This window comes from Rhizobium sp. SAFR-030, assembly GCF_059415005.1.
Map to the genome: position 1 here is coordinate 161,127 of NZ_JBPFDO010000003.1, position 25,742 is coordinate 186,868.

The window sequence follows — 25,742 nt, forward strand, 5'->3', positions numbered from 1 at the left end:
TGTCGCCAAGAGTGCGCTGGCTGAACTGGATATGGGTGGTTCCTGTCGCTCCGACAAGACCGAAACGCAGCGACCGGGAGAAATTCTGATGTCAGGTGAAATGGCAAAAAAAAGAGGGCCACCGGATTTCTCCAGGGCCCTTTAAGTGTGAAGGTCAAAAAACCTCCAGAGGGGAACAGCTGCTGCGGTGGAACTGGGAGGAAAAGCCACCATGTGCATCAGCTGTGTGCGATATGGTTCTTTCTTGTGCAGGGAACAATCCGTTTTTGTGCAGGACAGCCATGCGGGTTACGCACGGCTTGGGCTGGAGCGTTCCCCATTCAAACGTAGCGGGGCGAAAGCGCGTTGAAATTGTTGAACAAAGGGGGCCTCGCGCAGGGGCGATCGCGCATCAGAAATTCCAGTTGCGGGCCTTGGCCACCACGAAGTCGCGGAAGACTTTCAGCTTGGCGGCGTTCTTCATCTCGTCGGGATAGCAGAAATAGGTGTCGAAGGACGGGATGTCGGCATTGATGGCGAGCTGAATCAGTCCGGGATCGCGGCCGACGATGTAGTCCGGCAGGACGGCAATGCCGATTCCCAGGAGGCAGGCGCGCTTGATCGACGTCTGGCTGTTGATCTGCAGATGCGGAAGGCGTGGATTGTCCGAGTTGCGGCCTGCATATTCCAGCCAGTTGACGTCGAGCAGGTAGTTGGGAGCCGGTTCACCGAAGGTGATGATCCGGTGCGTATCGAGATCCTCGATCGTCTGCGGCTCGCCGAACCGGTTGATGTAGGAGGGCGCCGCGTAGACGTGCATGTGGACGGTAAACAGCTTGCGCTGGATAAGGTCGGACTGCTGCGGCTGGCGAAGGCGGATCGCGCAGTCGGCGTGCCGCATGTTGACGTCCAGTTCCTCGTTGTCGAGGATCAGCTGGATCGACATTTCCGGATAGAGCTGCAGAAATTCCTGCACCTTGTCGGTCAGCCAGCCCTGGCCAAGGCCGACCGTCGTGGTGACGCGCAGCTTGCCGCTCGGCTTGTCGGTGGTCTCCGTCAGCTGCATCTTGACGGTTTCGAGCTTCAGCAGAACGTCATGCGCCGTGCGGTACAGAAGCTCGCCTTGCTCGGTGAGGATCAGGCCGCGGGCGTGGCGGTGGAAGAGCTTGACGCCGACATCCTGCTCCAGCGCGCTGACCTGACGGCTGATCGCCGACTGGGACAGGTGCAGCTTATCGGCGGCATGGGTGAAGGACCCGGCTTCCGCGGCGGCGTGGAAGATGCGCAGCTTGTCCCAATCGAGCGGTACGACCATCGTTATTCCGCCGCTTCAGCGAGCGGCAGGATGCCGGCAAGGTAACGTTCCGCCTCGAGCGCCGCCATGCAGCCCATTCCAGCAGCGGTGATGGCCTGGCGGAACGTGTCGTCGGTCACGTCGCCGGCGGCAAACACGCCCGGCACATCGGTGGCCGTCGAATCCGGAGCCGTCCACAGATAGCCGCTCGGCTTCAGCTTCAGCTTGTCCTTGAACAGTTCGACGGCCGGCGCGTGACCGATGGCCACGAACACGCCGTCGATCGGACGTGCGCTGATCTCGCCGGTCACTGTGTCGCGCAGACGGACACCGGTGACGGACGGCGGCATCGGCGGCTTTGCCGGTTCGCCGGTGATTTCAGCGACCTCGGTATTCCACAGCACGTCGACGTTGGGGCGCTGGAACAGCCGTTCCTGGAGGATCTTCTCCGAGCGGAAGCTGTTGCGGCGGTGCACGACGGTGACCGACCTGGCGATATTGGAAAGATAGAGCGCTTCTTCAACAGCGGAGTTGCCGCCGCCGACGACGATGACATCCTTGTTGCGATAGAAGAACCCGTCGCAGGTGGCGCAGGCCGAGACGCCAAATCCCTGGAAATGCTGCTCGCTTTCGATGCCGAGCCATTTTGCCTTGGCGCCGGTCGAGATGATCAGCGTGTCGGCGGTCCAGACCTGGCCGCTATCGGTGCGCACGGTAAAGGGGCGGCGGCTGGTGTCGACATCCGTCACCAGGTCGTTGACGATCTCTGCACCCACGTGGCGCGCCTGGCCGAGCATCTGCTCCATCAGCCAGGGACCCTGGATCGGATCGGCAAAGCCCGGATAATTTTCCACGTCGGTGGTGATCATCAGCTGGCCGCCCTGTTCCATGCCGGCGATCAACACCGGCTTCAGCATGGCCCGGGCCGCATAGATCGCGGCGGTATAGCCGGCAGGGCCGGAGCCGATGATGAGGACCTGCGTGTGACGGGCTGACATGGGGACATTCCTTTCAGATGGCATGAGAGGGTGGAGGCGTTCAACCGCAGCCGTTCCACCACTCGCCTTTGACGCTCATTTATGATCGTTCCCCACACCAATTCAAGGTCGGCGGCGCAGTTGGCGGGGTGCAGGCTCGGTTACGCACAATAATCCTGCGTAGGGGCGACATAATCTTGCGCCAAATGCTTGCCTTTGGGTGGCGCATCGGCAATAGCATGCCGAAACGACAAGGGTTGCCCGTGATCAAAGCCGAACTCGACGCTATCGACATCAAGATTCTCCGGGAACTGCAGCGCGATGGGCGAATGACGAATGTCGAACTCGCAGAGCGGGTCGGTATTTCCGCCCCGCCGTGCCTCAGGCGCGTCCGCAAGCTGGAGGAGGCCGGCGTCATCGAGGGCTACGCAGCCATCCTCAACGCCCCGAAGCTCGGCTACGACCTCGTCGCCTTCTGCATCGTCGGACTGAAGCACCAGTCGGAGGCCAATCTGAAGGCGTTCGCGGCGCTGGCGCAGAGCTGGCCGATCGTCCGCGAGGCGTGGATGGTCTCCGGCGACAGCGATTTTCTCCTTCGCTGCACGGCCGAAAACCTCAGCGGCTTCCAGGACTTCGTCATCGAGGTGCTGGCCGCCAACGAACATGTCGATACGGTCAAGACCATGCTGACCATCCGGCAGGTCAAGAAGCTGGGGCTGGTGGAAGTCTGACGCCATTCCTTGACTTCGCAGGCACCTACGGCCGGTCTGCCGGGAAGGGGATGCGGCAGTTGCGAACTGAACCGAACGGCATGCCGGCGATTGCGGCCCGGATCTGCTGGCCCAACCGACGCAGCTCTCGGGCACGCTTTCGGTGAAGCGGCATGGGCGCCTTGTGGATCGCCCAGGAGCGTTCGATCTCCCCATCAAGGCCGGCCCGGTCACGCGTCAGGAACTGGTCCTGGATGCAGAGTGCCGGGTTCAGCTGATAGGTCACGAGGCTGTGGAAGATCGGTGACTGGGGATCGAACAGCAGATGGTCGATGGCGCGGTCGCAGCGCGTGATCGTCATCAGCAGCCGACGGGCCGCTCCGGGCGTGACGATATAGCCGCCGGTGCCGAGATGGGCGCCCCTCAGGCGCACGAGATGGTGACCGGCGCCTGCCGTTATCCACCGTCGATCGACCGCCACGGTCTTGCCGGTCGTCTCGATCTTGACGAGGTCGGCGTCGGCGGGCAGCCACGCGGCTGCGGACATGAGTTCATGCGCATCGGCCGACAGGTGCAGGTCGTCCTCGATGACGATGCCGGGCTCGTTGCTGTCGACGATGAGCCGCCAGGCCTCGCGATGGCTCAGCAGGCAGCCGATCTCGCCGGGCGACAGAAGCCGTTCGCCGTCGCCATGCCGAATGCTCCATTCGTCCAGCGTCTCATCCGACAGCGCGCGGCCATCAACGGCGGGGATGCGGCGCCAGACGAGCCCCCGGGCCTCCAGCAGCGCCTGCATGCGCGCCATACGCTGTTCTGCCCGGTCCAGGTTGACGACATAGACGATCATCGCCGCTGCCCGTTGCGGAAAATATCGGCGTAGACCGCACCGATGGCTCTGGCCTCGTGCTCGATCGAGAAGTTGGCCTGCATGTGGTCATGCGCGGCGGCCCCCTCGGTGGCCGCGAGGCGCGTATCGCCCATATAGGGGGCAATCGCCGCCACGAAGGCTTCAAGATCGCCGCGCTCGACCAGTCGGCCGGTCTGTCCCTCGAGGATCAGCTCCTCGAACGCGCCGACGCGTGCCGCCACGACCGGGACACCGCTTGCCATCGCCTCGAGCGGCGTCAGCCCAAAACCTTCCCAGCGCTGCGGCGCGACAAACAGATCGAGTGCCCGGTACCAGTCCTCGATGTTGCGATGCTCGCCGACGAACAGGATGCGGTCGGCAAGGCCCGCCGCGGCAACGCGTGCCTTCAGGTCATCCTCGAAACCCTTGTGCTTCGGCGTCGCGCGGCCGGCGATGATCGCCTTCCAATCCGGATGATGCGGCAGAAGCCGGATCATCGCGTCGACGAACAGGTCGGTGCCTTTCTGGTGGCGCACGCGACCGAAGCAGCCAACGTAGCGGAAGGCATTATCGAGACCGACGGCAACCCTGGCGGCCTGCTTGTCGGCTGCCGGATGAAAACGCTGCAGATCGATGCCGTGCAGGATCACGTCGCTGTCGCGCTCGAGATAGGAGGCGGTCTTGCGGCAGACGGAGATGACACGGTCCATCTTCGAGATCAGCCACTTCGTCCAGCCGGTGTGGCGGCGCTGCGAGGCGGAGGTGAAGACGAGCCTCAGAGGCATGCGCAACACGTCACGCAGCAGGATGCCGGGCAGCATCTCGATGTTGCGGCGCGCGTGCCAGACGCGCACCGCCCGACCCTGCGGCGGGCGCCAGAGGCCTGCCAGCTGCGTGTAGCGCATGGAGGGCAGGTGAGGCGGCAGGCCTGGCCCGAGCGTCACGACCCTCTGGCCCAGCCGGTTCTGCACCGGCACGAGCTGGATGACCGTCGAGGTGACCCCCGACAGCCGCCGCTTGAAGTGCGGTGCGATAACCTCGACGTCGCTCAGATCTGAGGGCACGGTGGCTGCCTGCGGTTGACGATCAGCCCCAGGTGACCTGGAGGATCTCGTAGGCCTTCGAGCCGCCCGGCGCGACGACTTCGATCGACTCGCCGGCCTCCTTGCCAATCATCGCGCGGGCGATCGGCGAGGAGATCGAAATGCGACCTTCCTTCACGTCGGCTTCCTGGTCGCCGACGATCTGGTAGATCTTTTCCTCGTCGGTATCTTCATCGATCAGCTTGACCGTAGCACCGAACTTGATCTTGGATCCGGACATCTTGCTGAGGTCGATGACTTCCGCACGGGTCGTCAGATCCTCGAGCTCGGTAATGCGGCCTTCGTTGTGGCTCTGGGCTTCCTTGGCGGCATGGTACTCAGCATTTTCCGACAGGTCGCCATGGGCGCGTGCCTCGGAAATGGCCTCGATGATGCGGGGACGTTCCTCCTGCTGGCGCCAGCGCAGCTCTTCCTGCAGCTTGGTGAAACCGGACGGCGTCATCGGTACCTTATCAACCATTTTCTTTTTTCCTCAGTCTCATGGCCGCAACCTGCGGCCACAAAAAGAAACAGGTCCCGGAGCAGAACCCCGGAACCATGCGACAACTCAAGTTCCGCGAAGCATAGCAGAATGACGACGCGGATGGCTAGGGAATTCGAAATAGGGCGGGCGCGGCCGCTTGCAAGATGGAGTGCCATAGACAGCCGGCGCTTGACTCTTCTCGGCAGAACATTTAGTGAACGCGCTAATGAAGAAGTCGCTCAAAGAACGTCTTGCGATCCTGTCCGATGCCGCGAAATACGATGCGTCCTGCGCATCGAGCGGCACGACCAAGCGACACTCCGCGGGCACGGGAGGCCTGGGCTCGACCGAGGGCTCAGGCATCTGCCATGCCTATGCGCCGGACGGCCGATGCATCTCGCTGCTGAAGATCCTGCTCACCAACTTCTGCATCTACGATTGCGCCTACTGCATCAATCGCTCGTCCAGCAATGTCGAGCGCGCCCGGTTCACCCCCGACGAGGTGATCTGGCTGACGCTCGAATTCTATCGCCGCAACTACATCGAGGGCCTGTTCCTGTCGTCGGGCATCATCCGCTCGTCCGACCACACGATGGAGGAGATGGTGCGCATTGCCCGCGAGTTGCGGACGATCCACAATTTCCGCGGCTATATCCACCTGAAGACGATCCCGGAAGCCTCGGCGGCGCTGATCGAGGAGGCCGGGCTCTACGCCGACCGACTGTCGATCAATATCGAGCTGCCGACCGACAACGGCATCGGCCAGTTCGCGCCGGAAAAGAAGCCCGACAACATTCGCCGGGCGATGGGCGAGCTGCGGCTGAAGATCGAGGACGCCGCGGATGCCACGTTGCAGACCAAGCGGCGGAAGACCTTCGTTCCGGCCGGCCAGAGCACCCAGATGATCGTCGGCGCCGACGGTGCAAGCGACGCGACGATCCTCGGCACGAGTGCGCGGCTCTATGGCAGCTACGGGCTGAAGCGCGTCTACTATTCCGCCTTCAGCCCGATCCCGGACGCCTCGTCGAAACTGCCGCTCGTCAAGCCGCCGCTGATGCGCGAGCACCGCCTCTACCAGGCCGACTGGCTCTACCGCTTCTACGGCTTCGACATCGGCGAGATCACCTCGTCGTCGATCGACGGCAATCTCGATCTGGATCTCGATCCGAAGCTTGCCTGGGCGCTCGGCCACCGCGAGCAGTTCCCGGTCGACGTCAATCGCGCCGCGCGGGAGATGCTGCTGCGGGTGCCAGGATTCGGCACCAAGACGGTGAAGTCGATCCTTTCGGCTCGGCGGTTCAAGAAGATGCGACTGGAGGATCTGGGGCGGCTCGGCGTTTCGCTGCGCAAGGTGCAGCCGTTCATCCAGGCGGAAGGCTGGACGCCGCACCGGCTGATCGACCGGTCGGACCTGCGCTCGATGTTCGGGCCGAAGCCGGAACAGCTGTCGCTTTTCTGATGCAGACCATTGTTCTGAGAGGCCGCGGCGAGTTTACCGAATGGCGGGATGCGGCCCGCCGGCTGATGATGGCGAATGTCGAGCCGCAGGCGATCGACTGGCGCATCGAAGATGAGCGCGGCCGATTGACCGGTCTGGACGAAGCCGACGGCCAGCGCGCGCTGTCGGGCATTGGTGGCCCGGCGGATGCGCTCTTGCCGGCCACCGCTGCGGCGATCCATGTGCCGCCGGCCTTTATCGAACTGGCGGAGAGCGTCATCTGCCACTCGGAGCCGGCGCGCTTTGCTCTGCTCTACCGGCTGCTTTGGCGCATCCGCACGGAGCGCAACCTGCTGCAGATCGTCTCGGATGCCGATGTCATCGCCGCCCGGCGCCTGGAAAAGTCGGTCCGTCGTGACAGCCACAAGATGAAGGCATTCGTGCGCTTCAAGGAGGTCGCCTCGACCGACCCGACCGGCCGCCGTCGGTCGTTCTTCGCCTGGTTCGAACCCGATCACTACATCGTCGCGCGCATCGCGCCGTTCTTTCGCCGCCGGTTTTTCGACATGGACTGGGTGATCGCCACGCCGAAAGGGTCGGCCGCCTGGGACGGCGACGCACTGACCGTCACCGACGAGCCGGCCGTCAAGCCGGAGCTCACCGACGTCACCGACGATCTGTGGCGAATCTACTACGCCAACATCTTTAATCCCGCACGGCTGAAGGTGAAGGCGATGACCGCCGAGATGCCGAAGAAGTACTGGAAGAACCTGCCGGAAGCGGAACTCATCCCCGATCTCATTGCCAATGCCGAGGCCAAGGTCATCGAGATGGCGGAACGCGCAGCTTCCCAGCCGCCGGCTTTTCACGCGCGGGTCCAGGAACGTGTCGCGGCAGATCTCGCCGACCCCGATGCGCCGCCTGCCGGAACGCTTGAGGCATTGAAATTCGAGGCGCGCCGCTGCACGCTTTGCGACCTGCACTGCAAGGCGACGCAGACGGTGTTCGGCGAAGGCTCGGAACAGGCCGGCGTCATGTTCGTCGGCGAACAGCCGGGTGACCAGGAGGATCTCGCCGGCCGGCCGTTTGTCGGTCCGGCGGGCAGGGTGTTCGACCAGGTGCTGAACGAGGTCGGCATAGACCGCGAAGGGCTCTATGTCACCAATGCCGTCAAGCATTTCAAGTACGAACCGCGCGGCAAGAAGCGGATCCACCAGAAGCCGAACCAGAGCGAAATCCAGCAGTGCCGCTGGTGGCTGAAGCAGGAGGTTGATCTCGTGCAGCCGAAACTGGTCGTGGCGATGGGGGCGACCGCCTATTTCGCGCTGACAGACCAGAAGGATCGCCTCGAGGACGTGCGCGGTCGCCCGTTCGGCATGACGGAGGGCCGCAAGCTGTTCGTCACCGTCCACCCGTCCTATCTGCTGCGCATCCCGGATGCGGCGCGCAAAGCCCAGGAGATGGACCGCTTCACGCGCGAGATGACGATGGTTCGAGAGCTTGCCACAGCCCTTCAATGAGCCTGCGTCATTGTCGATGCGCTGGCTCTACGGTCGGACGGATCCCTCGGCCCGGGTCTGAAGGTGGGCCTCCAGCCGGTCGAAATTCTGCTCGTTGGCGAGTGCGATGAATTTTGCCAGCGCCGCGGTTTCCTCGGAAGGCTCCATCATCATCCGCCATGTCAGCCGGCTGATGTGATCGCTCACCGCTTCGAAGCGCATGTCCATGTCGAATTCGTGCACCGGACCGTGGTGGGTATAGGTGACGTGTTCCGGTTCGACGATATCGCCGAAGGTCGAGTGGTTGAGAAAGTCGGTTTCGTTGCTCGCCGTCATGGTCACCCGCCAGGTGCCGCCCGGACGGAACTCGAAGTCGTGGATGACATTGGTAAAGCCGTCCGGCCCCCACCACTCAGCCAGTCGCTCCGGATCGGAGAAGGCGGAAAACAGTTCGTCGCGGTGAAAGGCGAAGACGCGGCTGCTGACGATTTCGACGGGATCCTGGATGGGCATAGGCGGGCTCGCGAGACGAAGAGACAGGAGGGGACGATGGACTAGGCGGCGTCTTCAAGCGCCGCGGCAGGCAGATTGGCGCGAGCATTCAGCACTTCCAGACCGACGATGCGGCCATCATGGTCGTAATCTAGCACGATGCCGGCCGCGACTTCCTCGCTCTCCGACACCGGCTCGGTGGAGAAGCGAATATAGGCAGCATCGGCTGCAGCGTCATATTCAAGCTTCGGCTTCATTGGGGCTGTCGCGCCTTCCGATCAAGAAACGCCGTTATGATACGGATCTCAGTGGCGGTTTCCAAGCATACAACCCGCAGAATTCGATTTTCCCGCTGCGGTATGATGGAGAAGCGTCGTTCGACCGGTGGTCCGGACGGATCATCCTCCCGCCAATCCGGATGGCGAACTGTCTCCTCCACCCATGCTCTGTCGAGTTGCCGCTCCGCTATCACCGTTTCGCAATGCGTGGTGAAGCGGAGCGGCTTGTCCATTTTGGATGCCTCAGAAATAGCTCTGTAGCGGGCGGACTTCCAACTGGCCGTTCTTCAGCGCCTGGATGGCTTCGGCGGCGGCAAGCGCACCGGCCATCGTCGTGTAGTACGGCACCTTCTGCATCAGCGCCGCCCGACGCAGCGACTTGGAATCCGAGATCGCCTTGTTGCTGTCGGTCGTGTTGATGACGAGCTGCACCTGACGGTTGCGGATGGCGTCCTCGATATGCGGACGGCCTTCGAGAACCTTGTTGATCTTGATCGCCTCGATGCCGTTTTCAGCCAGGAAGCGCTGCGTTCCGCCGGTCGCCATGACCTTGAAGCCGATCTCGACGAGCAGCTTGATGGCCGGCAGTACGCGGTCCTTGTCTTCGTCGCGCACCGAGACGAACACCGTTCCGTCGCGCGGCAGCTCGACGCTGGCACCGAGCTGGCTCTTAGCGAAGGCCAGCGCAAAGTTGCTGTCGAGGCCGATGACTTCGCCGGTCGAGCGCATTTCCGGGCCGAGCAGCGTATCGACGCCGGGGAAGCGGGCGAACGGGAAGACGGCTTCCTTGACAGCGATGTGCTTCAGGTTGCGCGGATCCGGCTTTTCGCCGTAGGCGGCGATCGCCGCATCGAGCTTCTCGCCGGTCATGATGCGTGCGGCGATCTTGGCAATCGGTGCGCCGATGGTCTTGGCGACGAAAGGCACCGTGCGCGAGGCACGCGGATTGACCTCCAGCACGTAGATTACGCCGTCCTTGATGGCGTACTGGACGTTCATCAGGCCGCCGACGTTGAGCGCCTTGGCCATGGCGGCGGTCTGGCGTTCGAGTTCGTCGAGCATCTCCGGGGAGAGCGAACGCGACGGCAGCGAGCAGGCACTGTCGCCCGAGTGAATGCCGGCTTCCTCGATGTGCTCCATGATGCCCGACACGAAGACGCTTTCGCCGTCGCAGAGTGCGTCGACGTCCACCTCGATGGCATTGGTCAGGTAGCTGTCGAACAGCAGCGGGTTCTTGCCGAGCAGCGTGTTGATCTGGCCGGTCTTGTCGTTCGGATAACGCTGCTTGATGTCTTCCGGTACGAGGCCGGGGACGGTGTCCAGCAGGTAGCTCTGCAGCATGCTTTCATTGTGGATGATCTGCATGGCCCGGCCGCCGAGAACGTAGGAGGGGCGTACCACCAGCGGGAAGCCGATTTCCGTCGCCACCAGGCGCGCCTGCTCGACGGAATAGGCGATGCCGTTGTTCGGCTGCGTCAGGTCGAGCTTCATCAGCAGCTTCTGGAAGCGATCGCGGTCTTCGGCAAGATCGATCATGTCCGGCGCGGTGCCGAGGATCGGGATGCCGTTCTTCTCCAGCGCCTCGGCGAGCTTCAGCGGAGTCTGGCCACCGAACTGCACGATGACGCCGATGACTTCGCCCTTTTCCTGCTCGGCGCGCAGGATCTCGATGACGTCTTCCGCCGTCAGCGGTTCAAAGTACAGGCGATCGGAGGTGTCGTAATCCGTCGAGACGGTTTCCGGATTGCAGTTGATCATGATCGCTTCGAAGCCGGCATCCTTCAGCGCGAAGGCAGCATGGCAGCAGCAATAGTCGAACTCGATGCCCTGGCCGATACGGTTCGGGCCGCCGCCGAGGATGACCACCTTCTTGCGGTCGGAGACTTCAGCTTCCGAGCGCAGCTGGCCGACGAAAGGCGTCTCATAGGTCGAGTACATATAGGCCGTCGGCGAGGCAAACTCGGCAGCGCAGGTATCGATCCGCTTGAAGACGGGGCGGACGTTGAGCGCGTTGCGCAGCTCCGCCACTTCCTTCGGACGCTTCTTGCTGAGGCTCGCAAGGCGGGCGTCGGAAAAGCCCATGGCCTTCAGCGTGCGCAGGTTCTCGGCATCGGTCGGCAGGCCGTGCTCGCGAACGCGCTCTTCCATGTCGACGATCGCCTTGAACTGGGCGATGAACCACGGGTCGATCTTGCAGGCCTCGTGAACTTCGGCTTCCGACAGGCCGAAGCGCAGCGCCTGGGCGACCTGGCGCAGGCGATCCGGGGTCGGCGTGCCGATTGCCGCACGGATGGCGTTCTTCGAGCCTTCGCCCTCTTCCATGCCGGGAATCTCGATCTCGTCGAGCCCGGTCAGGCCAGTTTCAAGACCGCGCAGCGCCTTCTGCAGCGATTCGGCAAAGGTGCGGCCGATCGCCATGACTTCACCGACCGACTTCATGGCGGTGGTCAGCACTGGCGAGGCGCCGGGAAATTTCTCGAAGGCGAAACGCGGGATCTTGGTCACGACGTAGTCGATCGACGGTTCGAAAGAGGCAGGCGTGGCGCCGCCGGTGATGTCGTTATCGAGTTCGTCGAGCGTGTAGCCGACGGCGAGCTTGGCGGCGACCTTAGCGATCGGGAAGCCGGTGGCCTTGGATGCGAGAGCGGACGAGCGCGAGACGCGCGGGTTCATCTCGATGACGACGAGCCGGCCGTCCTTCGGGTTGACGGCGAACTGCACGTTGGAGCCGCCGGTCTCGACGCCGATCTCGCGCAGCACGGCGATCGAGGCGTTGCGCATCATCTGGTATTCTTTGTCGGTCAGCGTCAGCGCCGGAGCGACAGTGATCGAGTCGCCCGTATGAACGCCCATTGGATCGATGTTTTCGATCGAGCAGATGATGATGCAGTTGTCCGCCGTGTCGCGGACCACTTCCATCTCGTATTCCTTCCAGCCGAGCACCGATTCTTCGATCAGCACTTCGGTGGTCGGCGAGGCATCAAGCCCGCCGCTGATGATCTCGAAGAATTCCGAGCGGTTGTAGGCGATGCCGCCGCCGGTTCCGCCCATGGTGAAGGACGGGCGGATGATGGCGGGCAGGCCAACGACGTCGATCGCCTGGGCGGCAATCGCCATCGCGTGGCTGATGTAGCGCTGCTTGCGATCCGTCTCGCCGAGATTCCAGGTGTTTTCCAGCGCATCGAGCGCCTTGTCGAGGTCGGCGCCGGACAGCGTCTCCTTGAGCTTGTTGCGTTCGGCCTCATGGGTCTTGCGGTCGGCGTCCTTGATGTCGGTGGCGTTGGCCAGCATCGACTTCGGGGTTTCGAGGCCAATGCGCGACATGGCTTCGCGGAACAGCGCGCGGTCTTCGGCCATGTCGATGGCGGCCGGCTTGGCGCCGATCATCTCGACATTGTAGCGGTCAAGCACGCCCATGCGCTTGAGCGAGAGCGCCGTGTTGAGCGCCGTCTGGCCACCCATGGTCGGCAGCAGCGCGTCAGGGCGTTCCTTGGCGATGATCTTGGCGACGACTTCCGGCGTGATCGGCTCGACGTAGGTTGCGTCGGCCAGGCCCGGGTCGGTCATGATCGTTGCGGGGTTGGAGTTGACCAGGATGACCCGGTAGCCCTCTTCCTTCAAGGCCTTGCAGGCCTGCGTTCCGGAATAGTCGAACTCGCATGCCTGGCCAATAACGATCGGACCTGCGCCGATGATGAGGATCGATTTCAGGTCTTGGCGCTTTGGCATGGTATTCTTCCGCTTTTTTTCCTGCGCGAAAAGCCGGCACGGTGAAGAGGTCACCGGTCGGGTCGCGCGATCTATAGTCATTTCAGGCTAGACGCGGCTTATAGGCAAATCTTGCCCGCTACGGAACCCCATAATTTGCCTAATCGACAGGAAATCACGGCGGTGTCGCATCCGAGCGCGACGAAATCTGTCAACCGTACCGGATCGCGCCCAGTCGTCATGGACAGGTCCGGCCGCCGGGTCTAGAGCTTCGCAAACACAACCTGCCGCACGGCCATTCATGATGACGACCGTTGGCGCGCAAGCAGGCGGAGCGACCAGATGGCCGATGCGACGACGAAACCCTTGGCTGCAGCTGCGGAAGTGACGGTGCTGCCGATCATCCTCGCAGTCAGCTTCTGCCATATGCTGAACGACATCATGCAGTCGATGATCGCAGCCATCTACCCGATGCTGAAGACCGGCTACGCGCTGGACTTCTGGCAGATCGGCATCCTGACGCTGGCATTCCAGTGCACGGCCTCGCTGCTGCAGCCGGTGATCGGCATCATCACCGACAAGAAGCCCTATCCCTACTCGCTTCCGGTCGGCATGGGATCCACCTTCATCGGGCTTTTCATGCTCGCCGGAGCGCATTCCTACATGATGCTGGTGGTTGCCGCCTCGCTGATCGGTATCGGCTCGGCCGTCTTCCATCCGGAATCGTCGCGCGTGGCCCGGCTGGCGTCCGGCGGACGTTTCGGCTTTGCCCAGTCGGTCTTTCAGGTCGGCGGCAATTTCGGCCAGGCGATCGGCCCGCTGCTGGCGGCCTTCATCATCGTCCCGAACGGCCAGTGGAGCGTCGCCTGGTTTTCGGTGATCGCCATGCTCGGCATCCTCGTGCTGTCCTGGGTTGCGCGGTGGTACAAGGCGCACATGCTGGCCAACAAGGGCCGCAAACGGGTGCTGAACGCGCATAACCTTTCCAGGCGCACGGTGACGATCGCGCTCGTCGTTCTGGCGCTGCTGACCTTCTCCAAGAACATCTACATGGCGTCGATCGGCAGCTATTACACCTTCTTCGTCATCGACCGCTTCGGCGTCAGCGTCCAGCAGTCGCAGGTCATGCTGTTCATCTTCCTCGGGGCTGTGGCGCTGGGGACGGTGGTCGGCGGACCGATCGGCGACAAGTTCGGCTCCAAGGTGGTCATCTGGTTCTCGATCCTCGGCGTCCTGCCGTTCACGCTCGCCATGCCCTATGCCAACCTGCCGATGACGATTGCCCTGTCGGCGATTGTCGGCTTCATCATCGCCTCGTCCTTCCCGGCGATCGTGGTGCTGGCGCAGGAACTGGTTCCGGGACGGGTCGGGATGATCGCCGGCATCTTCTTCGGGCTTGCCTTCGGCATTGGCGGCATTGCTGCAGCCGTGCTCGGGATCTTCGCCGACCGCTACGGGATCAGCTTCGTCTACACGATCTGCTCCTTCCTGCCGGCGCTCGGCCTGCTGACGGTCTTCCTGCCGGATCGCAAGGAGTTGCGGGTCGCCTGAGGCGGCGCTTGCCTTTATCTCGTTGGCCACGGATCGCCTTTCCGTCAGCCGCGTTATATGGCCGCATCAAGAAGATGCAGCCTTAGAGGGAGATGGCAGATGGAATGGAGAGGGCGCCGGCAATCAGACAACGTCGATGACCAGCGCGGCGCCGGGGGCGGATCCTTCGGCGGTCGCGGGTTCAGGATCCCGATCGGCGGCGGTGGCCGCGGCGGCGGGATCGGCATCGGCGGCATCGTGCTGATCCTGATCGTCTGCGCGGTGCTCGGCATCAACCCGCTGACGCTGTTGTCCGGCGGGGACATTGCTCCCACCGATGGAACGCCAAGCCAGCAGCAGACGACGCGTCCGGCGGCCAATGACGAGATGACCGCGTTCGTGCGCACCGTGCTTGCGGAAACCGAAGACACCTGGAACACGGTGTTCACCGCCAACGGCCAGCAATACCGCGAGCCGACGATGGTTCTGTTTTCCGGCCAGGCCCGCTCGGCCTGCGGCTTTGCCTCTTCGGCAAGCGGCCCGTTCTACTGCCCCGGCGACCACAAGGTCTATCTCGACACGGATTTTTTCCGTGAACTTTCCAGCCGCTTCGGTGCCTCGGGAGATTTCGCCGAGGCCTACGTGATCGCCCACGAGGTCGGCCATCATGTGCAGAACCTGATCGGCGTCTTGCCCAAGTTCAACCAGATGCGCCAGTCGATGAACGAGACCGAAGCGAACCGCATGTCGGTGCGCGTCGAGTTGCAGGCGGACTGCTTTGCCGGCGTGTGGGGCAAGTCGACGGAACAGCGCGGCATCCTGGAGCAGGGCGACCTGCAGGAGGCACTGCAGGCTGCCCAGCAGATTGGCGATGACACGCTGCAGAAACGCAGCCAGGGCTATGTCGTGCCGGAGAGTTTTAACCACGGCACCTCGGCGCAGCGTGTGCGCTGGTTCCAGAAGGGCTTTACGAGCGGCGACATGAAGACCTGCGATACGTTCTCGCCGAACTATCAGCAGCTCTAGCCAACCGGGAGGCAGCGGATCGGCTGCCGACGACACGGTCGGGTCTTTGGATCCGACCGTCTGACCACTTCTACTGTCTCAACGGCTGTGCGATAATCAGGGACAACACGCTTTCTCTGTCCGGATTATCGTACATGCCTGACGTTCCCCTTGATGAACTCGATGCCTTCGCTGCGATTGCCCGGCAACAAAGTTTCAGGGCTGCGGCCCGGTTGCGGGGCGTGTCAGCCTCGGCGCTTTCCGATTCGATGCGCAGGCTGGAGGCTCGGCTCGGTGTGCGCCTGCTCAACCGGACAACCCGCAGCGTCTCGCCGACCGAAGCCGGCGAGCGGCTCCTGGAACGGCTTCGACCGGGGCTCGCAGAAATCGAGGCGGCGCTGGATGGCATCAACGACTTTCGCGACACGCCGGTCGGCCGGCTGCGGCTGAACGTGCCGGGCATCGTCGCGCGAGCCATCCTGCCGGACATTGCCGCCAACTTCCTGAAGACCTATCCCGGCATCACGCTCGATGTGTCGACGAACGATGCGCTGATCGATGTGATCGGCGAGGGCTTCGATGCCGGCGTTCGCTACGAGGAGTCTCTGCAGCCGGACATGATCGCCGTGCCCATCGGTCCGCGCACGCAGCGCTATGTCGCGGCCGCCGCACCCGCTTACATCGCCGAGCATGGCGCGCCGCTTCATCCGCGGGATCTGCTGCAGCACCAGTGCATCCTGCACCGCTTCTCCGGCGGTGGAGCGCTGCCCTGGCCGTTCGAGGAGAATGGCCGCGAGTTCACCATTCTGCCGCCCAGCCGATTGATCGGCGAAACCCCCGACATGGAGGTGGCGATCGCCTGCCACGGCATCGGCATCATCTTCACCTTCGAGGATTTTCTGGCGCCGGCTCTTTCCTCGGGTGCGCTGGTGCCGGTGCTCGAAGACTGGTGGCAGACGTTCCCCGGACCTTTCCTCTATTACAACAGCCGCCGGCAGATGCCCCAGCCACTGAAGGCGTTCGTCGAGTTTCTGCGCAACGAACGGCGGCTGCTTGACCGCGAGATGCCGGCTTGATGCTATCAGAAAGCGCGGCTTCGCCTGTCCGGTCCTGCCTCGCGCCTCGGCCATGACGACAGGCGCCGGAGCGCCGAGATCTCCCCTCGGCCTCATCGATCAGCGATGGTGATCGATCCAGCAAATCTTCTTCTGGTGGCGCAAAGCGCCTTGCCTGAAAGACCGGCATTGACTAGAGCATGGCCAGGCCGTCTGCCCAAATTTGGGGCGACGGCTTTTTTCGTCTCGGAGTGATGGCAATGGAGAAGCATCTGGGCGCGGCCGGCGGGTTGCGCGACAATTCCTGGTCGACGCACATTCGTGCGACCGTCGGACTTGGGATCCCGTTCGTCGGTGCGCAGCTGGCGCAGATGGCGATCAACACCACCGATGTGGTGATGGTCGGCTGGCTCGGCACGACCGAGCTTGCAGCGGTGGTTCTGTCGAGCCAGATGTTCTTCATCGTCTTCATTTTCGGCAGCGGCTTTTCAAGCGCCGTGGTGCCGCTGGTGGCGCAGGCGGTCGGACGCGGCGACGCCACCCAGGCGCGCCGCTCGGTGCGCATGGGGATGTGGGTGGTGATCGCCTACGGCATCCTGACCGCGCCGCTGCTGTGGTTTTCCGAGCCGATCCTGCTGGCGCTCGGGCAGGCCCCCGACGTGGCGGCGCTGGCGCAAAGCTATCTGCGCATCCTGCAATGGGGCATGTTCCCGGCGTTGCTGCTGATGGTGATGCGCTCCTTCATCGGCGCCCTGCAGCGCGGCAGCGTGCTGCTCTACGTGACGCTTGGCATGCTGGTGCTGAATGCCGCGCTCGATTACGGCCTCATCTTCGGCCATTTCGGCCTGCCGCAGCTCGGCATGAACGGTGCGGCCATCGCTTCGCTCAGCGCCAACGTTCTCGGCTTTGCGCTGATGGTCGGTTATGCCGAGAGCCGGCCCGAGATGCGCGCCTACGAGATCTTCGTCCGCTTCTGGCGGCCGGACTGGGCGGCACTGCGCGAAATCCTGGCACTCGGCGTGCCGATCAGTTTCACCATCCTGGCGGAAGCCGGTCTGTTTTCGGCCGCCTCGCTGCTGATGGGCCTGTTCGGCAAGGCGGAACTGGCAGCCCACGGCATCGCCTTGCAGCTTGCCTCGATCGCCTTCATGATCCCGCTCGGGCTGGCGCAGGTGGCGACCGTTCGCGTCGGGCTGGCCTTTGGGCAGGGCGACCGGCAAGGCGTCAGGCGCGCCGCCATCACCGTCGTCCTGGTGGGGCTGTGCTTCTCTGTGGTCGGCAGTGCAATGTTCGCCATCATGCCGGCGACGCTCGGCAGCCTGTTTCTCGACACCAGCCAGCCGGATGCCGAACATGTGCTGCTGCTGGCGATCCCGCTGATTGTCGCGGCCGGCATCTTCCAGATGTTCGATGGTCTGCAGGCGGTTGCCGCCGGCCTGCTGCGCGGTCTGAAGGACACCCAGGTGCCGATGATCCTGGCGCTGATCGCCTACTGGCCGATCGGCTTCTTCTGCGCCTGGCTGTTCGGCTTCGTGTTCGAGTGGCGCGGCACCGGAGTGTGGACTGGCTTCGTCACCGGTCTGATGGCCGCGGCGCTGATGCTGAGCATCCGGTTCTGGCTGCTGGTGCGCCGCTGAGCCGATACGAAAACGGCCCGCTGATCAGGCGGGCCGTTGGGTATGCTTTCGGATCGGCGAAATGTCTCAGCGTTCCGCGAGTGCCGGTTCGCCCTTGCGCTCGCGCACCATGTTGATGAAGCGGCGGAACAGGTAGTGGCTGTCCTGCGGGCCGGGCGAGGCTTCCGGGTGATGCTGTACGGAAAACACCGGCTTGTCCTTCAGGCGCAGGCCGCAATTGGTGCCGTCGAACAGCGAGACGTGGGTCTCTTCCACGTCCTGCGGCAGCGACTTAGAGTCGACCGCAAAACCGTGGTTCATCGAGACGATCTCCACCTTGCCGGTGGTGTAGTCCTTGACCGGATGGTTGCCGCCGTGATGGCCCTGGTGCATCTTCTCGGTCTTGCCGCCGAGTGCGAGGCCGAGCATCTGGTGGCCGAGGCAGATGCCGAAGGTCGGCGTCTCGGTCTTGATGATGTCGCGGATCACCGGGACTGCGTATTCGCCGGTGGCAGCCGGATCTCCGGGGCCGTTCGACAGGAAGACGCCGTCCGGGTTGAGAGCCATGATGTCTTCCGAAGAGGTGCTGGCGGGAACCACGGTCACCTTGCAGTCGAGGCCGGCAAACAGGCGCAGGATGTTGCGCTTGACGCCGTAGTCGACGCAGACGATGTGATACTTCGCATCATTCGGGTTAAGCTCGCCGTAGCCTTCGTTCCACACCCATGGCGTCTGCGTCCAGTGCGACGACTGGCCGGACGTCGCTTCCTTGGCAAGGTCCAGCCCGATGAGGCCGCCCCAGTTCCTGGCTTCCGCCTTCAGCGCCTCGATGTCGAAGACGCCGTTGGGATCATGGGCGATGACTGCGTTCGGTGCGCCGTTCTCACGGATCCAGGCGGTCAGGGCGCGCGTGTCGATGCCCGACAGGCCGATGATGCCGCGCGAGGCGAGCCAGTCGTTGAGATGGCGGCTGGCACGGTAGTTGGAAGGCTCGGTGATGTCGGCCTTGAAGATGACGCCGACCGCTCCGCGGCGGGCCGCCGGTGTCAGGTCCTCGACGTCTTCATCATTGGTGCCGATGTTGCCGATATGCGGGAAGGTGAAGGTGACGATCTGCCCGAGATAGGAGGGGTCCGTGAGGATTTCCTCGTAGCCGGTGAGGGCGGTGTTGAAGCAGACCTCTGCCGTGACCTTGCCGGTGGCGCCAATGCCGATGCCTTCGATGACGGTTCCGTCGGCGAGGACGAGAACGGCGGTCGGCTTGCGGGTTGTCCAGGGTGCTGTTTCAGTCATTTCGGTTCGTCTCCGCCCGCTGCCCCGCCGCGTCAAGCAGCAGAGCCCTGGGGCCATCTATGGTCGCAGAAAAGGGCGCGCGGAAGGTTTCGCGCAGTGCTCTCGGTTTTAATTCTCGTGCAGGTGCGGGAAAATAACGAAACCGGCCTACCTGGTCAATCGTACGGGCTGCTCTTCACATGGATTTCTGTCTTATGCCGGCCGGTGCCTAGCCGCGCCAGATTGATAAGGCCGGGGCACTGGGCTATGAGGGCGCAGCACGAACGGGAGGCTGGTGGGCTTCACGCCGACCTGCGCTGCCCGAAGGAGAACACGATCATGATGCGCGACAAGCTTTCCGATGCGATGAAGGATGCGATGAGGGCCAAGGATAGCCGCAGGCTGTCGACCGTCCGGTTGATCCAGACCGCGATCAAGGATCGCGACATCGCGCATCGCGGTGCCGGCAAGGATCCGGTCAGCGACGACGAGATCATGCAGATCCTGCAGAAGATGATCAAGCAGCGCGACGAATCGGCCAAGATGTACACCGACGGCGGCCGCGAGGAACTCGCCCAGCAGGAGCGCGAGGAAATCGAGGTCATCCGCGACTTCATGCCGGAGCAGCTGTCGGACGAGCAGGTCCGCGACATCTGCAAGGCAGTGATCGAAGAAGTCGGCGCCCAGGGACTGCGCGACATGGGCAAGTGCATCAGTCTGCTGAAGGAACGCTATGCCGGCCAGATGGATTTTGCCAAGGCGTCGGCGATCGTCAAGGAGATGCTGAAGTAGGAGGCCGAAAAGGGGCCGGGGGCTGACCTTCGCTGCGTCAGCCCTTCTTGTGTTTCTGCTCGCTGACGAAGTGGCGCAGCACCGCGTTGATGCGCGTCTGATACCCTTTTCCGGTGGCCTGGAAGAAGTCGACGATGTCGTCGTCGAGGCGGATCGAGATCGCCTTCTTCTTGTGCGCCGTCACCCATCTCGCCTTTGACCAGTCGATGTCGATCAGATCCTGCCAGTCGGGATCGTCGCGCATGGCCGCTTCGATCTCCTCGTCGGTGAGCGCATCGACCCGCGCCCAGTCGGTCTGGCTCTCGCCGCGCGCAAGCTTTTCTCGGATTTCATCCGCCGTATAGCTGACGATATGCTCTTGGCTCATTCTTGCGCGCCGTCCTTGCTGAGATGATCCGGCATACGCCGTTCCTCATTGTGAATACCACTGCGATCAGTTGGTCCGCGAACATGCAGATTGCCAGCACTCGACTTTCGCCATCTCTGTCGGACGGAATATCCAGTCGATCTCCGCCAAGCGCTGCCGACGCGTGAATGAAATCCAGGCCGTGCTTGGCGAGATTGGCTCGCCGTTTGCCCTCATCCCATTCGAAACTGCTGATATCATCCAGTTCCATGGCGCCCTGTATTGCAAAGTGTATATACAGTCGCCGTATTGTCAACGAACGAGCGGCACGCCATCCTGACGCGAAGAGGCCGTCGGCGTAACCATGAAAAGCGGGAGGTTTTGCGTGATTTTGCCAAGCGAGGCAGAGCCTGGACGGGCCCTGCCTCTTACGCCTGGACATTGCATCGTGGCCCGGGGGCAGGGCGTGCGATGCGCGAGATGCCCGCTTTGGGGATCGGGTTGTCTCGCAATCGTCTTCCCGAGAGAGAGTGGGACGTTGGGAAGACCACCGCACTGAAGACCCGCGCCGCGTCGAAATCAAATTACAAAAACATAATTTTTGCGGCGCACACGCTGCCTCAAATTTGACGCAAGCCGGGCTAGCTTCCATCGATTGGCTTGCGGACTGCTTGTGTATATCGGGCGAAACCTCGAGCCGGTGTGGCGTCCGGCGCGGCAACGGCCTATATGGTGAAAGCTCCCACGAGGTGATGATGCGCTTTTCCAACAGCTTTCTCGACGAGATACGCGATCGCGTGCCGATTTCGGCGGTGGTCGGTCGTCGCGTGACGTGGGATCGCAAGAAAAGCAATGTTTCGCGTGGCGATTATTGGGCCTGCTGCCCGTTCCATGGCGAGAAGAGCCCGAGCTTTCACTGCGAGGACCGCAAGGGCCGCTACCACTGCTTCGGTTGCGGCGTATCTGGCGATCACTTCCGTTTCATGCAGGAACTGGAGGGGCTGAACTTCCCCGAAGCCGTGCAGCAGCTTGCCGATCTCGCCGGCGTGCCGATGCCGCAGCCGGATGTGCAGGCGGAGCGGCGCGAGAAGGAACGCGGTACGCTTCATGACGTCATGGAACTGGCGACACTGTTCTTCCAGGACCAGTTGCAAAGCGCCGGCGGCGCCAAGGCACGCGCCTATCTGCGGGACCGCGGGCTCACTGCAAAGACCATCGAGACGTTCCGGCTCGGATATGCTCCCGAGAGCCGCAACGCTCTCAAGGAGCACCTGGCGGGCAAGGGCGTGCCCCGCGAGCAGATCGAGGCGTGCGGCCTCGTCGTGCATGGCGAGGGGATCGCCGTCTCCTACGACCGCTTCCGCGACCGTATCATGTTCCCGATCCTGTCGTCGCGCGACAAGGTGATCGCCTTCGGCGGGCGGGCCATGTCGCCGGATGCGCCGGCCAAGTATTTGAATTCCAATGAGACCGAGCTCTTCCACAAGGGCAATGTGCTCTACAATTTCACTCGCGCCCGGCGCGCCTCGCAGGCGGCGGTCAAGGGACAGGTGGGGAGCGCCGACGGCGACGGGCTGACGATCATTGCCGTCGAAGGCTACATGGACGTCATTGCCCTGCACCAGGCGGGGGTCGAGAACGCCGTTGCGCCGCTCGGAACCGCACTCACCGAAAACCAGCTGGAGCTTCTCTGGCGGATGTCGCCGCAGCCGATCCTCTGCTTTGACGGCGACGGTGCCGGTCTTCGGGCCGCCAGCCGCGCCGCCGACCTGGCGCTGCCGCATATCAAGCCCGGCCGCTCGGTGCGTTTTGCGCTGCTGCCGGACGGCAAGGATCCGGACGATCTTGTGCGCCAGGAAGGGCGTGCGCCGTTCGACCGCGTGCTGGCGCAGGCCAAGCCGCTCGCCGAAATGATCTGGATGCGCGAGGCGCAGAACGTCACCTTCGACACTCCGGAAAAGCGTGCCGAGCTGGAAGCCCGCCTGAAGCAGATCGTCTCGGTGATCGGCGATGAAAGCGTCAAGCGCTTCTACCAGCAGGATGTGCGCGAGCGCCTGAACGCATTCTTCCGGCCTGCCATGGCGCAAGGCGGCGCGCGGCAGGGCTATTCGCAACAGGGGTTTTCGCCGCGGGGACGCGGCCAGGATGGCGGACGGGGCTCCCCCAACGGCTTTGCGGGAACGGGACCCCGCAATCTCGGCGTCTCCGACAGGCTGGCTCGGTCGGGCCTCGTGCGTGGCTATCAGGAATTGCCGGCGCTGCGCGAAGTGGTGCTGGCGATCACCATCGTCAATCACCCGGAACTGCTGCTCGAGGAGTATGACGAGATCGCCGCGATCGATTTCGAAAACCGCGACCTGCAGCGTTTCTGGTCGGCGATGCTGCCGGCGGCCGCGACGGCCGGCATCCAACTGTCGCGTGAGTATCTGATCGAAAAACTGAATGCGCAGGGGTTCGAGCCGCTGGTGAAGGCGCTCGAGCAGCAGGTGCGCAATGCGCGGCTGTGGACGGCGACGGCGCAGGCCGCCATGGAGGATGCGCGCGAGGGGTATCGGCAGGCGTTGTCGCTGCACAAGCGGACGAAGGCGCTGCGGGTGCAGAAGATGGAGCTGGAGCGGGAAATCTCCTCCGCCACCGAGGCTGCCGACGAGAACAGCATCGAGCCGCTGCTGCGGGCGCTGTCCGAGGTGCAGCTCGAAATCGTGCGAATGGAAAACCAGGAAGCGATCATTGACGGGTTCGGGGTGATGTCGGGTCGCGTCAAGGGAATTGCAGTCAGCCATGGCAGTTGATGGGTAACGGTTGACGTAGTGCAACTTTTAGAAGGGCGCTGGCTCTTGTCTTTATTGGCACGGTCCTTAAATAAGCGGCAGTCACAGCGCTGGCCTAAGGAAAGCTGTATGCTGTCTCGCTTTTTCCGCTTTTAACTGCGCATTGCCTTTAGAAAGGCTTGACGGAGAGGGAAATTGTGGGAATCACCGTTTCTGGCATAAGTAGGCGGAGCAAACGTATCAGCCACGAGGATCAGGATCGTTGGCGTGAGGGCGGTAGCTCCCCGGGCAGCGGGACTTCCTCTTGGTTAAGCGGGAATTAATTGTCCACCCGGTACGTGTTCGACTGTGCTTCGCAAACGCGTCGGCGGTTGTCGGAACATCGCGAATGACGTCCAAGGAAAGACGAAATACATGGCAACGAAAGTCAAAGAAAACGACGAAGCTGAGAACGAACGTGACGGCGCTACGGACGGTCCGCTTCTCGATCTTTCGGATGATGCCGTCAAGAAGATGATCAAGCTCGCCAAGAAGCGCGGTTACGTGACGATGGACGAGCTGAATGCGGTGCTGCCTTCAGAAGAGGTAACCTCGGAACAGATCGAAGACACGATGGCCATGCTTTCCGACATGGGCATAAACGTCGTCGAGGACGAGGAAGCCGAAGAGCAGACATCCAACGACGACGATAGCGACGACGAGGCGGAAGCTGAAGGCGGCGAACTCGCCCCTGCCGGCAACACGGCTGTCGCAACCGCGAAGAAGAAGGAGCCGACGGACCGCACCGACGATCCCGTGCGCATGTACCTGCGCGAAATGGGTTCTGTGGAGCTTCTGTCGCGCGAAGGCGAAATCGCCATCGCCAAGCGGATCGAGGCCGGCCGCGAGACGATGATCGCCGGGCTGTGCGAGAGCCCGCTCACCTTCCAGGCGTTGATCATCTGGCGTGACGAACTGAACGAAGGCACGACGCTGCTGCGCGAGATCATCGATCTCGAGACCACCTATTCCGGTCCCGAGGCGAAGGCTGCGCCGCAGTTCCAGAGCCCGGAAAAGATCGAGGCTGACCGCAAGGCTGCCGAAGAGAAGGAAAAGACCCGGCGGCTGCGCGCGCCGTCCGGCGAAGACGACGTGACCAATGTCGGTGGCGAATTGCCGCCCATGGAAGAGGAAGAGGAGGACGACGACGAGTCGAGCCTGTCGCTTGCTGCCATGGAAGCGGAACTGCGCCCGCAGGTCATGGAAACGCTCGATACGATCGCCGATACCTACAAGAAGCTGCGCAAGCTGCAGGACCAGCAGGTGGAGGCCCGCCTCTCGTGCACCGGTACGCTTTCGTCGGGCCAGGAGCGCCGCTACAAGGAGCTCAAGGACCAGCTGATCACGGCCGTCAAGTCGCTGTCGCTCAACCAGAACCGCATCGACAGCCTTGTCGAGCAGCTCTACGACATCAACAAGCGTCTGGTGCAGAACGAAGGCCGCCTGCTGCGTTTGGCGGAATCCTACGGCGTCAAGCGCGACTCGTTCCTTGAGCAGTATCAGGGTGCCGAGCTCGATCCGCACTGGATGAAGTCGATCGCCAATCTGGCCGCCCGCGGCTGGAAGGACTTTGCCCGCGCCGAGAGCAACACGATCCGCGATATCCGCCAGGAGATCCAGAACCTGGCGACGGAGACCGGTATCTCGGTCACCGAATTCCGCCGCATCGTTCACATGGTGCAGAAGGGCGAGCGCGAGGCGCGGATCGCCAAGAAGGAGATGGTCGAGGCGAACCTTCGCCTCGTCATCTCGATCGCCAAGAAGTACACCAATCGCGGCCTGCAGTTCCTCGACCTCATCCAGGAAGGCAATATCGGCCTGATGAAGGCGGTCGACAAGTTCGAGTACCGCCGCGGTTACAAGTTCTCGACCTACGCCACCTGGTGGATCCGGCAGGCGATCACCCGTTCGATCGCCGACCAGGCCCGCACGATCCGCATTCCGGTGCACATGATCGAGACGATCAACAAGATCGTCCGCACATCGCGCCAGATGCTGCACGAGATTGGTCGCGAGCCGACGCCGGAAGAACTGGCCGAAAAGCTCGCCATGCCGCTCGAAAAGGTGCGCAAGGTTCTGAAGATCGCCAAGGAGCCGATCTCGCTCGAAACCCCTGTGGGTGACGAAGAGGACAGCCACCTGGGCGATTTCATCGAGGACAAGAACGCGCTTCTGCCGATCGATGCCGCCATCCAGGCGAACCTGCGCGAGACGACGACCCGGGTGCTGGCTTCGCTGACGCCGCGCGAGGAACGTGTCCTGCGCATGCGCTTCGGCATCGGCATGAACACCGACCACACGCTGGAAGAAGTCGGCCAGCAGTTCTCGGTGACCCGCGAACGTATCCGCCAGATCGAGGCGAAGGCGCTGCGCAAGCTGAAGCATCCGAGCCGCTCCAGAAAGCTGCGGAGCTTCCTGGACAGCTAAGGGTTCGCCCGCTGTATCTCTTCCTCGGCAGCAGAGTTTGCCGAGTTGTTAATCGACAAGGACCCGGCGGGAGCGATCCTGCCGGGTCCTTGCGTTCCAGA

At 63.0% G+C, this 25,742-nt stretch carries 22 protein-coding genes; 10 read left to right on the forward strand and 12 right to left on the reverse strand.

What is annotated here, in order from left to right; genetic code table 11:
- Window positions 1-391 precede the first annotated feature (391 nt).
- The gene (locus ACR65N_RS10340) at window positions 392-1,294 is read right to left on the reverse strand and encodes a LysR family transcriptional regulator VtlR (protein WP_430304124.1); all 903 of its coding nucleotides are present in this window, start codon (window positions 1,292-1,294) and stop codon (window positions 392-394) included.
- A 2-nt stretch (window positions 1,295-1,296) separates the two neighbouring features.
- On the reverse strand, window positions 1,297-2,271 hold the full coding sequence (trxB, locus tag ACR65N_RS10345) for a thioredoxin-disulfide reductase (RefSeq protein WP_440456933.1): 975 nt from the start codon (window positions 2,269-2,271) through the stop codon (window positions 1,297-1,299).
- Window positions 2,272-2,513: 242 nt separating this feature from the next.
- On the opposite strand from trxB, the gene ACR65N_RS10350 reads away from it, so the two are divergent.
- Window positions 2,514-2,981: an Lrp/AsnC family transcriptional regulator gene (locus ACR65N_RS10350; RefSeq protein ID WP_430304121.1), complete on the forward strand. Its 468-nt coding sequence runs from the start codon at window positions 2,514-2,516 to the stop codon at window positions 2,979-2,981.
- A gap of 25 nt (window positions 2,982-3,006) precedes the next feature.
- Here ACR65N_RS10350 and ACR65N_RS10355 read toward each other — a convergent pair whose 3' ends face one another.
- From ACR65N_RS10355 to greA, 3 genes are read right to left on the reverse strand one after another with little or no spacing between them, the layout of a single operon-like run.
- The gene (locus ACR65N_RS10355) at window positions 3,007-3,807 is read right to left on the reverse strand and encodes a glycosyltransferase family 25 protein (RefSeq protein ID WP_440456934.1); all 801 of its coding nucleotides are present in this window, start codon (window positions 3,805-3,807) and stop codon (window positions 3,007-3,009) included.
- Window positions 3,804-4,871 carry a glycosyltransferase family 4 protein gene (locus ACR65N_RS10360; protein WP_440456935.1) on the reverse strand — a complete coding sequence of 356 codons (1,068 nt, stop codon included), beginning with the start codon at window positions 4,869-4,871 and terminating at the stop codon, window positions 3,804-3,806. The genes ACR65N_RS10355 and ACR65N_RS10360 overlap by 4 nt, the downstream gene beginning before the upstream one ends.
- A 22-nt stretch (window positions 4,872-4,893) precedes the next feature.
- Window positions 4,894-5,370, reverse strand: coding sequence for a transcription elongation factor GreA (gene greA / locus ACR65N_RS10365; RefSeq protein ID WP_430304115.1), 477 nt, complete (start codon window positions 5,368-5,370; stop codon window positions 4,894-4,896).
- A gap of 229 nt (window positions 5,371-5,599) precedes the next feature.
- On the opposite strand from greA, the gene ACR65N_RS10370 reads away from it, so the two are divergent.
- The gene (locus tag ACR65N_RS10370; RefSeq protein ID WP_430304982.1) at window positions 5,600-6,832 is read left to right on the forward strand and encodes a putative DNA modification/repair radical SAM protein; all 1,233 of its coding nucleotides are present in this window, start codon (window positions 5,600-5,602) and stop codon (window positions 6,830-6,832) included.
- The gene (locus tag ACR65N_RS10375) at window positions 6,832-8,331 is read left to right on the forward strand and encodes a UdgX family uracil-DNA binding protein (protein WP_440456936.1); all 1,500 of its coding nucleotides are present in this window, start codon (window positions 6,832-6,834) and stop codon (window positions 8,329-8,331) included. Before ACR65N_RS10370 ends, ACR65N_RS10375 begins: the two co-directional genes overlap by 1 nt.
- Window positions 8,332-8,358: 27 nt before the next feature.
- Here the strand turns inward: ACR65N_RS10375 and ACR65N_RS10380 are convergent, their stop codons facing one another.
- The 4 genes from ACR65N_RS10380 to carB are packed head-to-tail and all read right to left on the reverse strand — an operon-like array spanning window position 8,359 to window position 12,809.
- Window positions 8,359-8,823: an SRPBCC domain-containing protein gene (locus ACR65N_RS10380; protein WP_440456937.1), complete on the reverse strand. Its 465-nt coding sequence runs from the start codon at window positions 8,821-8,823 to the stop codon at window positions 8,359-8,361.
- A 41-nt stretch (window positions 8,824-8,864) separates the two neighbouring features.
- A complete protein-coding gene (locus ACR65N_RS10385) occupies window positions 8,865-9,059 on the reverse strand; it encodes a DUF2283 domain-containing protein (RefSeq protein WP_440456938.1) in 195 nt (64 codons plus the stop codon).
- On the reverse strand, window positions 9,056-9,313 hold the full coding sequence (locus tag ACR65N_RS10390) for a DUF4258 domain-containing protein (RefSeq protein WP_440456939.1): 258 nt from the start codon (window positions 9,311-9,313) through the stop codon (window positions 9,056-9,058). Before ACR65N_RS10390 ends, ACR65N_RS10385 begins: the two co-directional genes overlap by 4 nt.
- 10 nt (window positions 9,314-9,323) lie before the next feature.
- A complete protein-coding gene (gene carB, locus ACR65N_RS10395) occupies window positions 9,324-12,809 on the reverse strand; it encodes a carbamoyl-phosphate synthase large subunit (protein ID WP_440456940.1) in 3,486 nt (1,161 codons plus the stop codon).
- Window positions 12,810-13,130: 321 nt separating this feature from the next.
- On the opposite strand from carB, the gene ACR65N_RS10400 reads away from it, so the two are divergent.
- The 4 genes from ACR65N_RS10400 to ACR65N_RS10415 all read left to right on the forward strand — a co-directional run bounded on the left by ACR65N_RS10400 (window position 13,131) and on the right by ACR65N_RS10415 (window position 18,015).
- On the forward strand, window positions 13,131-14,339 hold the full coding sequence (locus ACR65N_RS10400) for an MFS transporter (RefSeq protein ID WP_440456941.1): 1,209 nt from the start codon (window positions 13,131-13,133) through the stop codon (window positions 14,337-14,339).
- Between the two features lie 99 nt (window positions 14,340-14,438).
- The gene (ypfJ, locus tag ACR65N_RS10405; protein ID WP_440456942.1) at window positions 14,439-15,344 is read left to right on the forward strand and encodes a KPN_02809 family neutral zinc metallopeptidase; all 906 of its coding nucleotides are present in this window, start codon (window positions 14,439-14,441) and stop codon (window positions 15,342-15,344) included.
- A 134-nt stretch (window positions 15,345-15,478) separates the two neighbouring features.
- Window positions 15,479-16,399, forward strand: coding sequence for a LysR substrate-binding domain-containing protein (locus tag ACR65N_RS10410; protein ID WP_440456943.1), 921 nt, complete (start codon window positions 15,479-15,481; stop codon window positions 16,397-16,399).
- 239 nt (window positions 16,400-16,638) lie between these two features.
- Window positions 16,639-18,015, forward strand: a complete 1,377-nt coding sequence (locus ACR65N_RS10415) for an MATE family efflux transporter (RefSeq protein ID WP_440456944.1) — start codon at window positions 16,639-16,641, stop codon at window positions 18,013-18,015.
- Between the two features lie 66 nt (window positions 18,016-18,081).
- On the opposite strand, the gene carA is transcribed toward ACR65N_RS10415, so the two are convergent.
- Entirely contained in the window at window positions 18,082-19,287 is a 1,206-nt protein-coding gene (gene carA / locus ACR65N_RS10420; RefSeq protein ID WP_440456945.1) for a glutamine-hydrolyzing carbamoyl-phosphate synthase small subunit, read from the reverse strand.
- Window positions 19,288-19,605: 318 nt separating this feature from the next.
- Between carA and ACR65N_RS10425 the strand changes: the two genes are divergently transcribed.
- On the forward strand, window positions 19,606-20,058 hold the full coding sequence (locus tag ACR65N_RS10425) for a GatB/YqeY domain-containing protein (RefSeq protein ID WP_440456946.1): 453 nt from the start codon (window positions 19,606-19,608) through the stop codon (window positions 20,056-20,058).
- Window positions 20,059-20,095: 37 nt separating this feature from the next.
- Here the strand turns inward: ACR65N_RS10425 and ACR65N_RS10430 are convergent, their stop codons facing one another.
- Together ACR65N_RS10430 and ACR65N_RS10435 are read right to left on the reverse strand one after the other, a co-directional pair.
- The gene (locus tag ACR65N_RS10430; RefSeq protein WP_440456947.1) at window positions 20,096-20,425 is read right to left on the reverse strand and encodes a BrnA antitoxin family protein; all 330 of its coding nucleotides are present in this window, start codon (window positions 20,423-20,425) and stop codon (window positions 20,096-20,098) included.
- Window positions 20,388-20,675, reverse strand: a complete 288-nt coding sequence (locus ACR65N_RS10435) for a BrnT family toxin (RefSeq protein ID WP_440456948.1) — start codon at window positions 20,673-20,675, stop codon at window positions 20,388-20,390. The genes ACR65N_RS10430 and ACR65N_RS10435 overlap by 38 nt, the downstream gene beginning before the upstream one ends.
- Before the next feature lie 484 nt (window positions 20,676-21,159).
- Here ACR65N_RS10435 and dnaG point away from each other — a divergent pair, with 484 nt between their 5' ends.
- Both dnaG and rpoD read left to right on the forward strand, forming a co-directional pair.
- Window positions 21,160-23,196: a DNA primase gene (gene dnaG, locus ACR65N_RS10440; RefSeq protein WP_440456949.1), complete on the forward strand. Its 2,037-nt coding sequence runs from the start codon at window positions 21,160-21,162 to the stop codon at window positions 23,194-23,196.
- Window positions 23,197-23,589: 393 nt separating this feature from the next.
- Complete coding sequence (gene rpoD / locus ACR65N_RS10445; RefSeq protein ID WP_430304087.1) at window positions 23,590-25,641, forward strand: RNA polymerase sigma factor RpoD; 2,052 nt, start codon at window positions 23,590-23,592, stop codon at window positions 25,639-25,641.
- The last annotated feature ends 101 nt before the right edge of the window (window positions 25,642-25,742 follow it).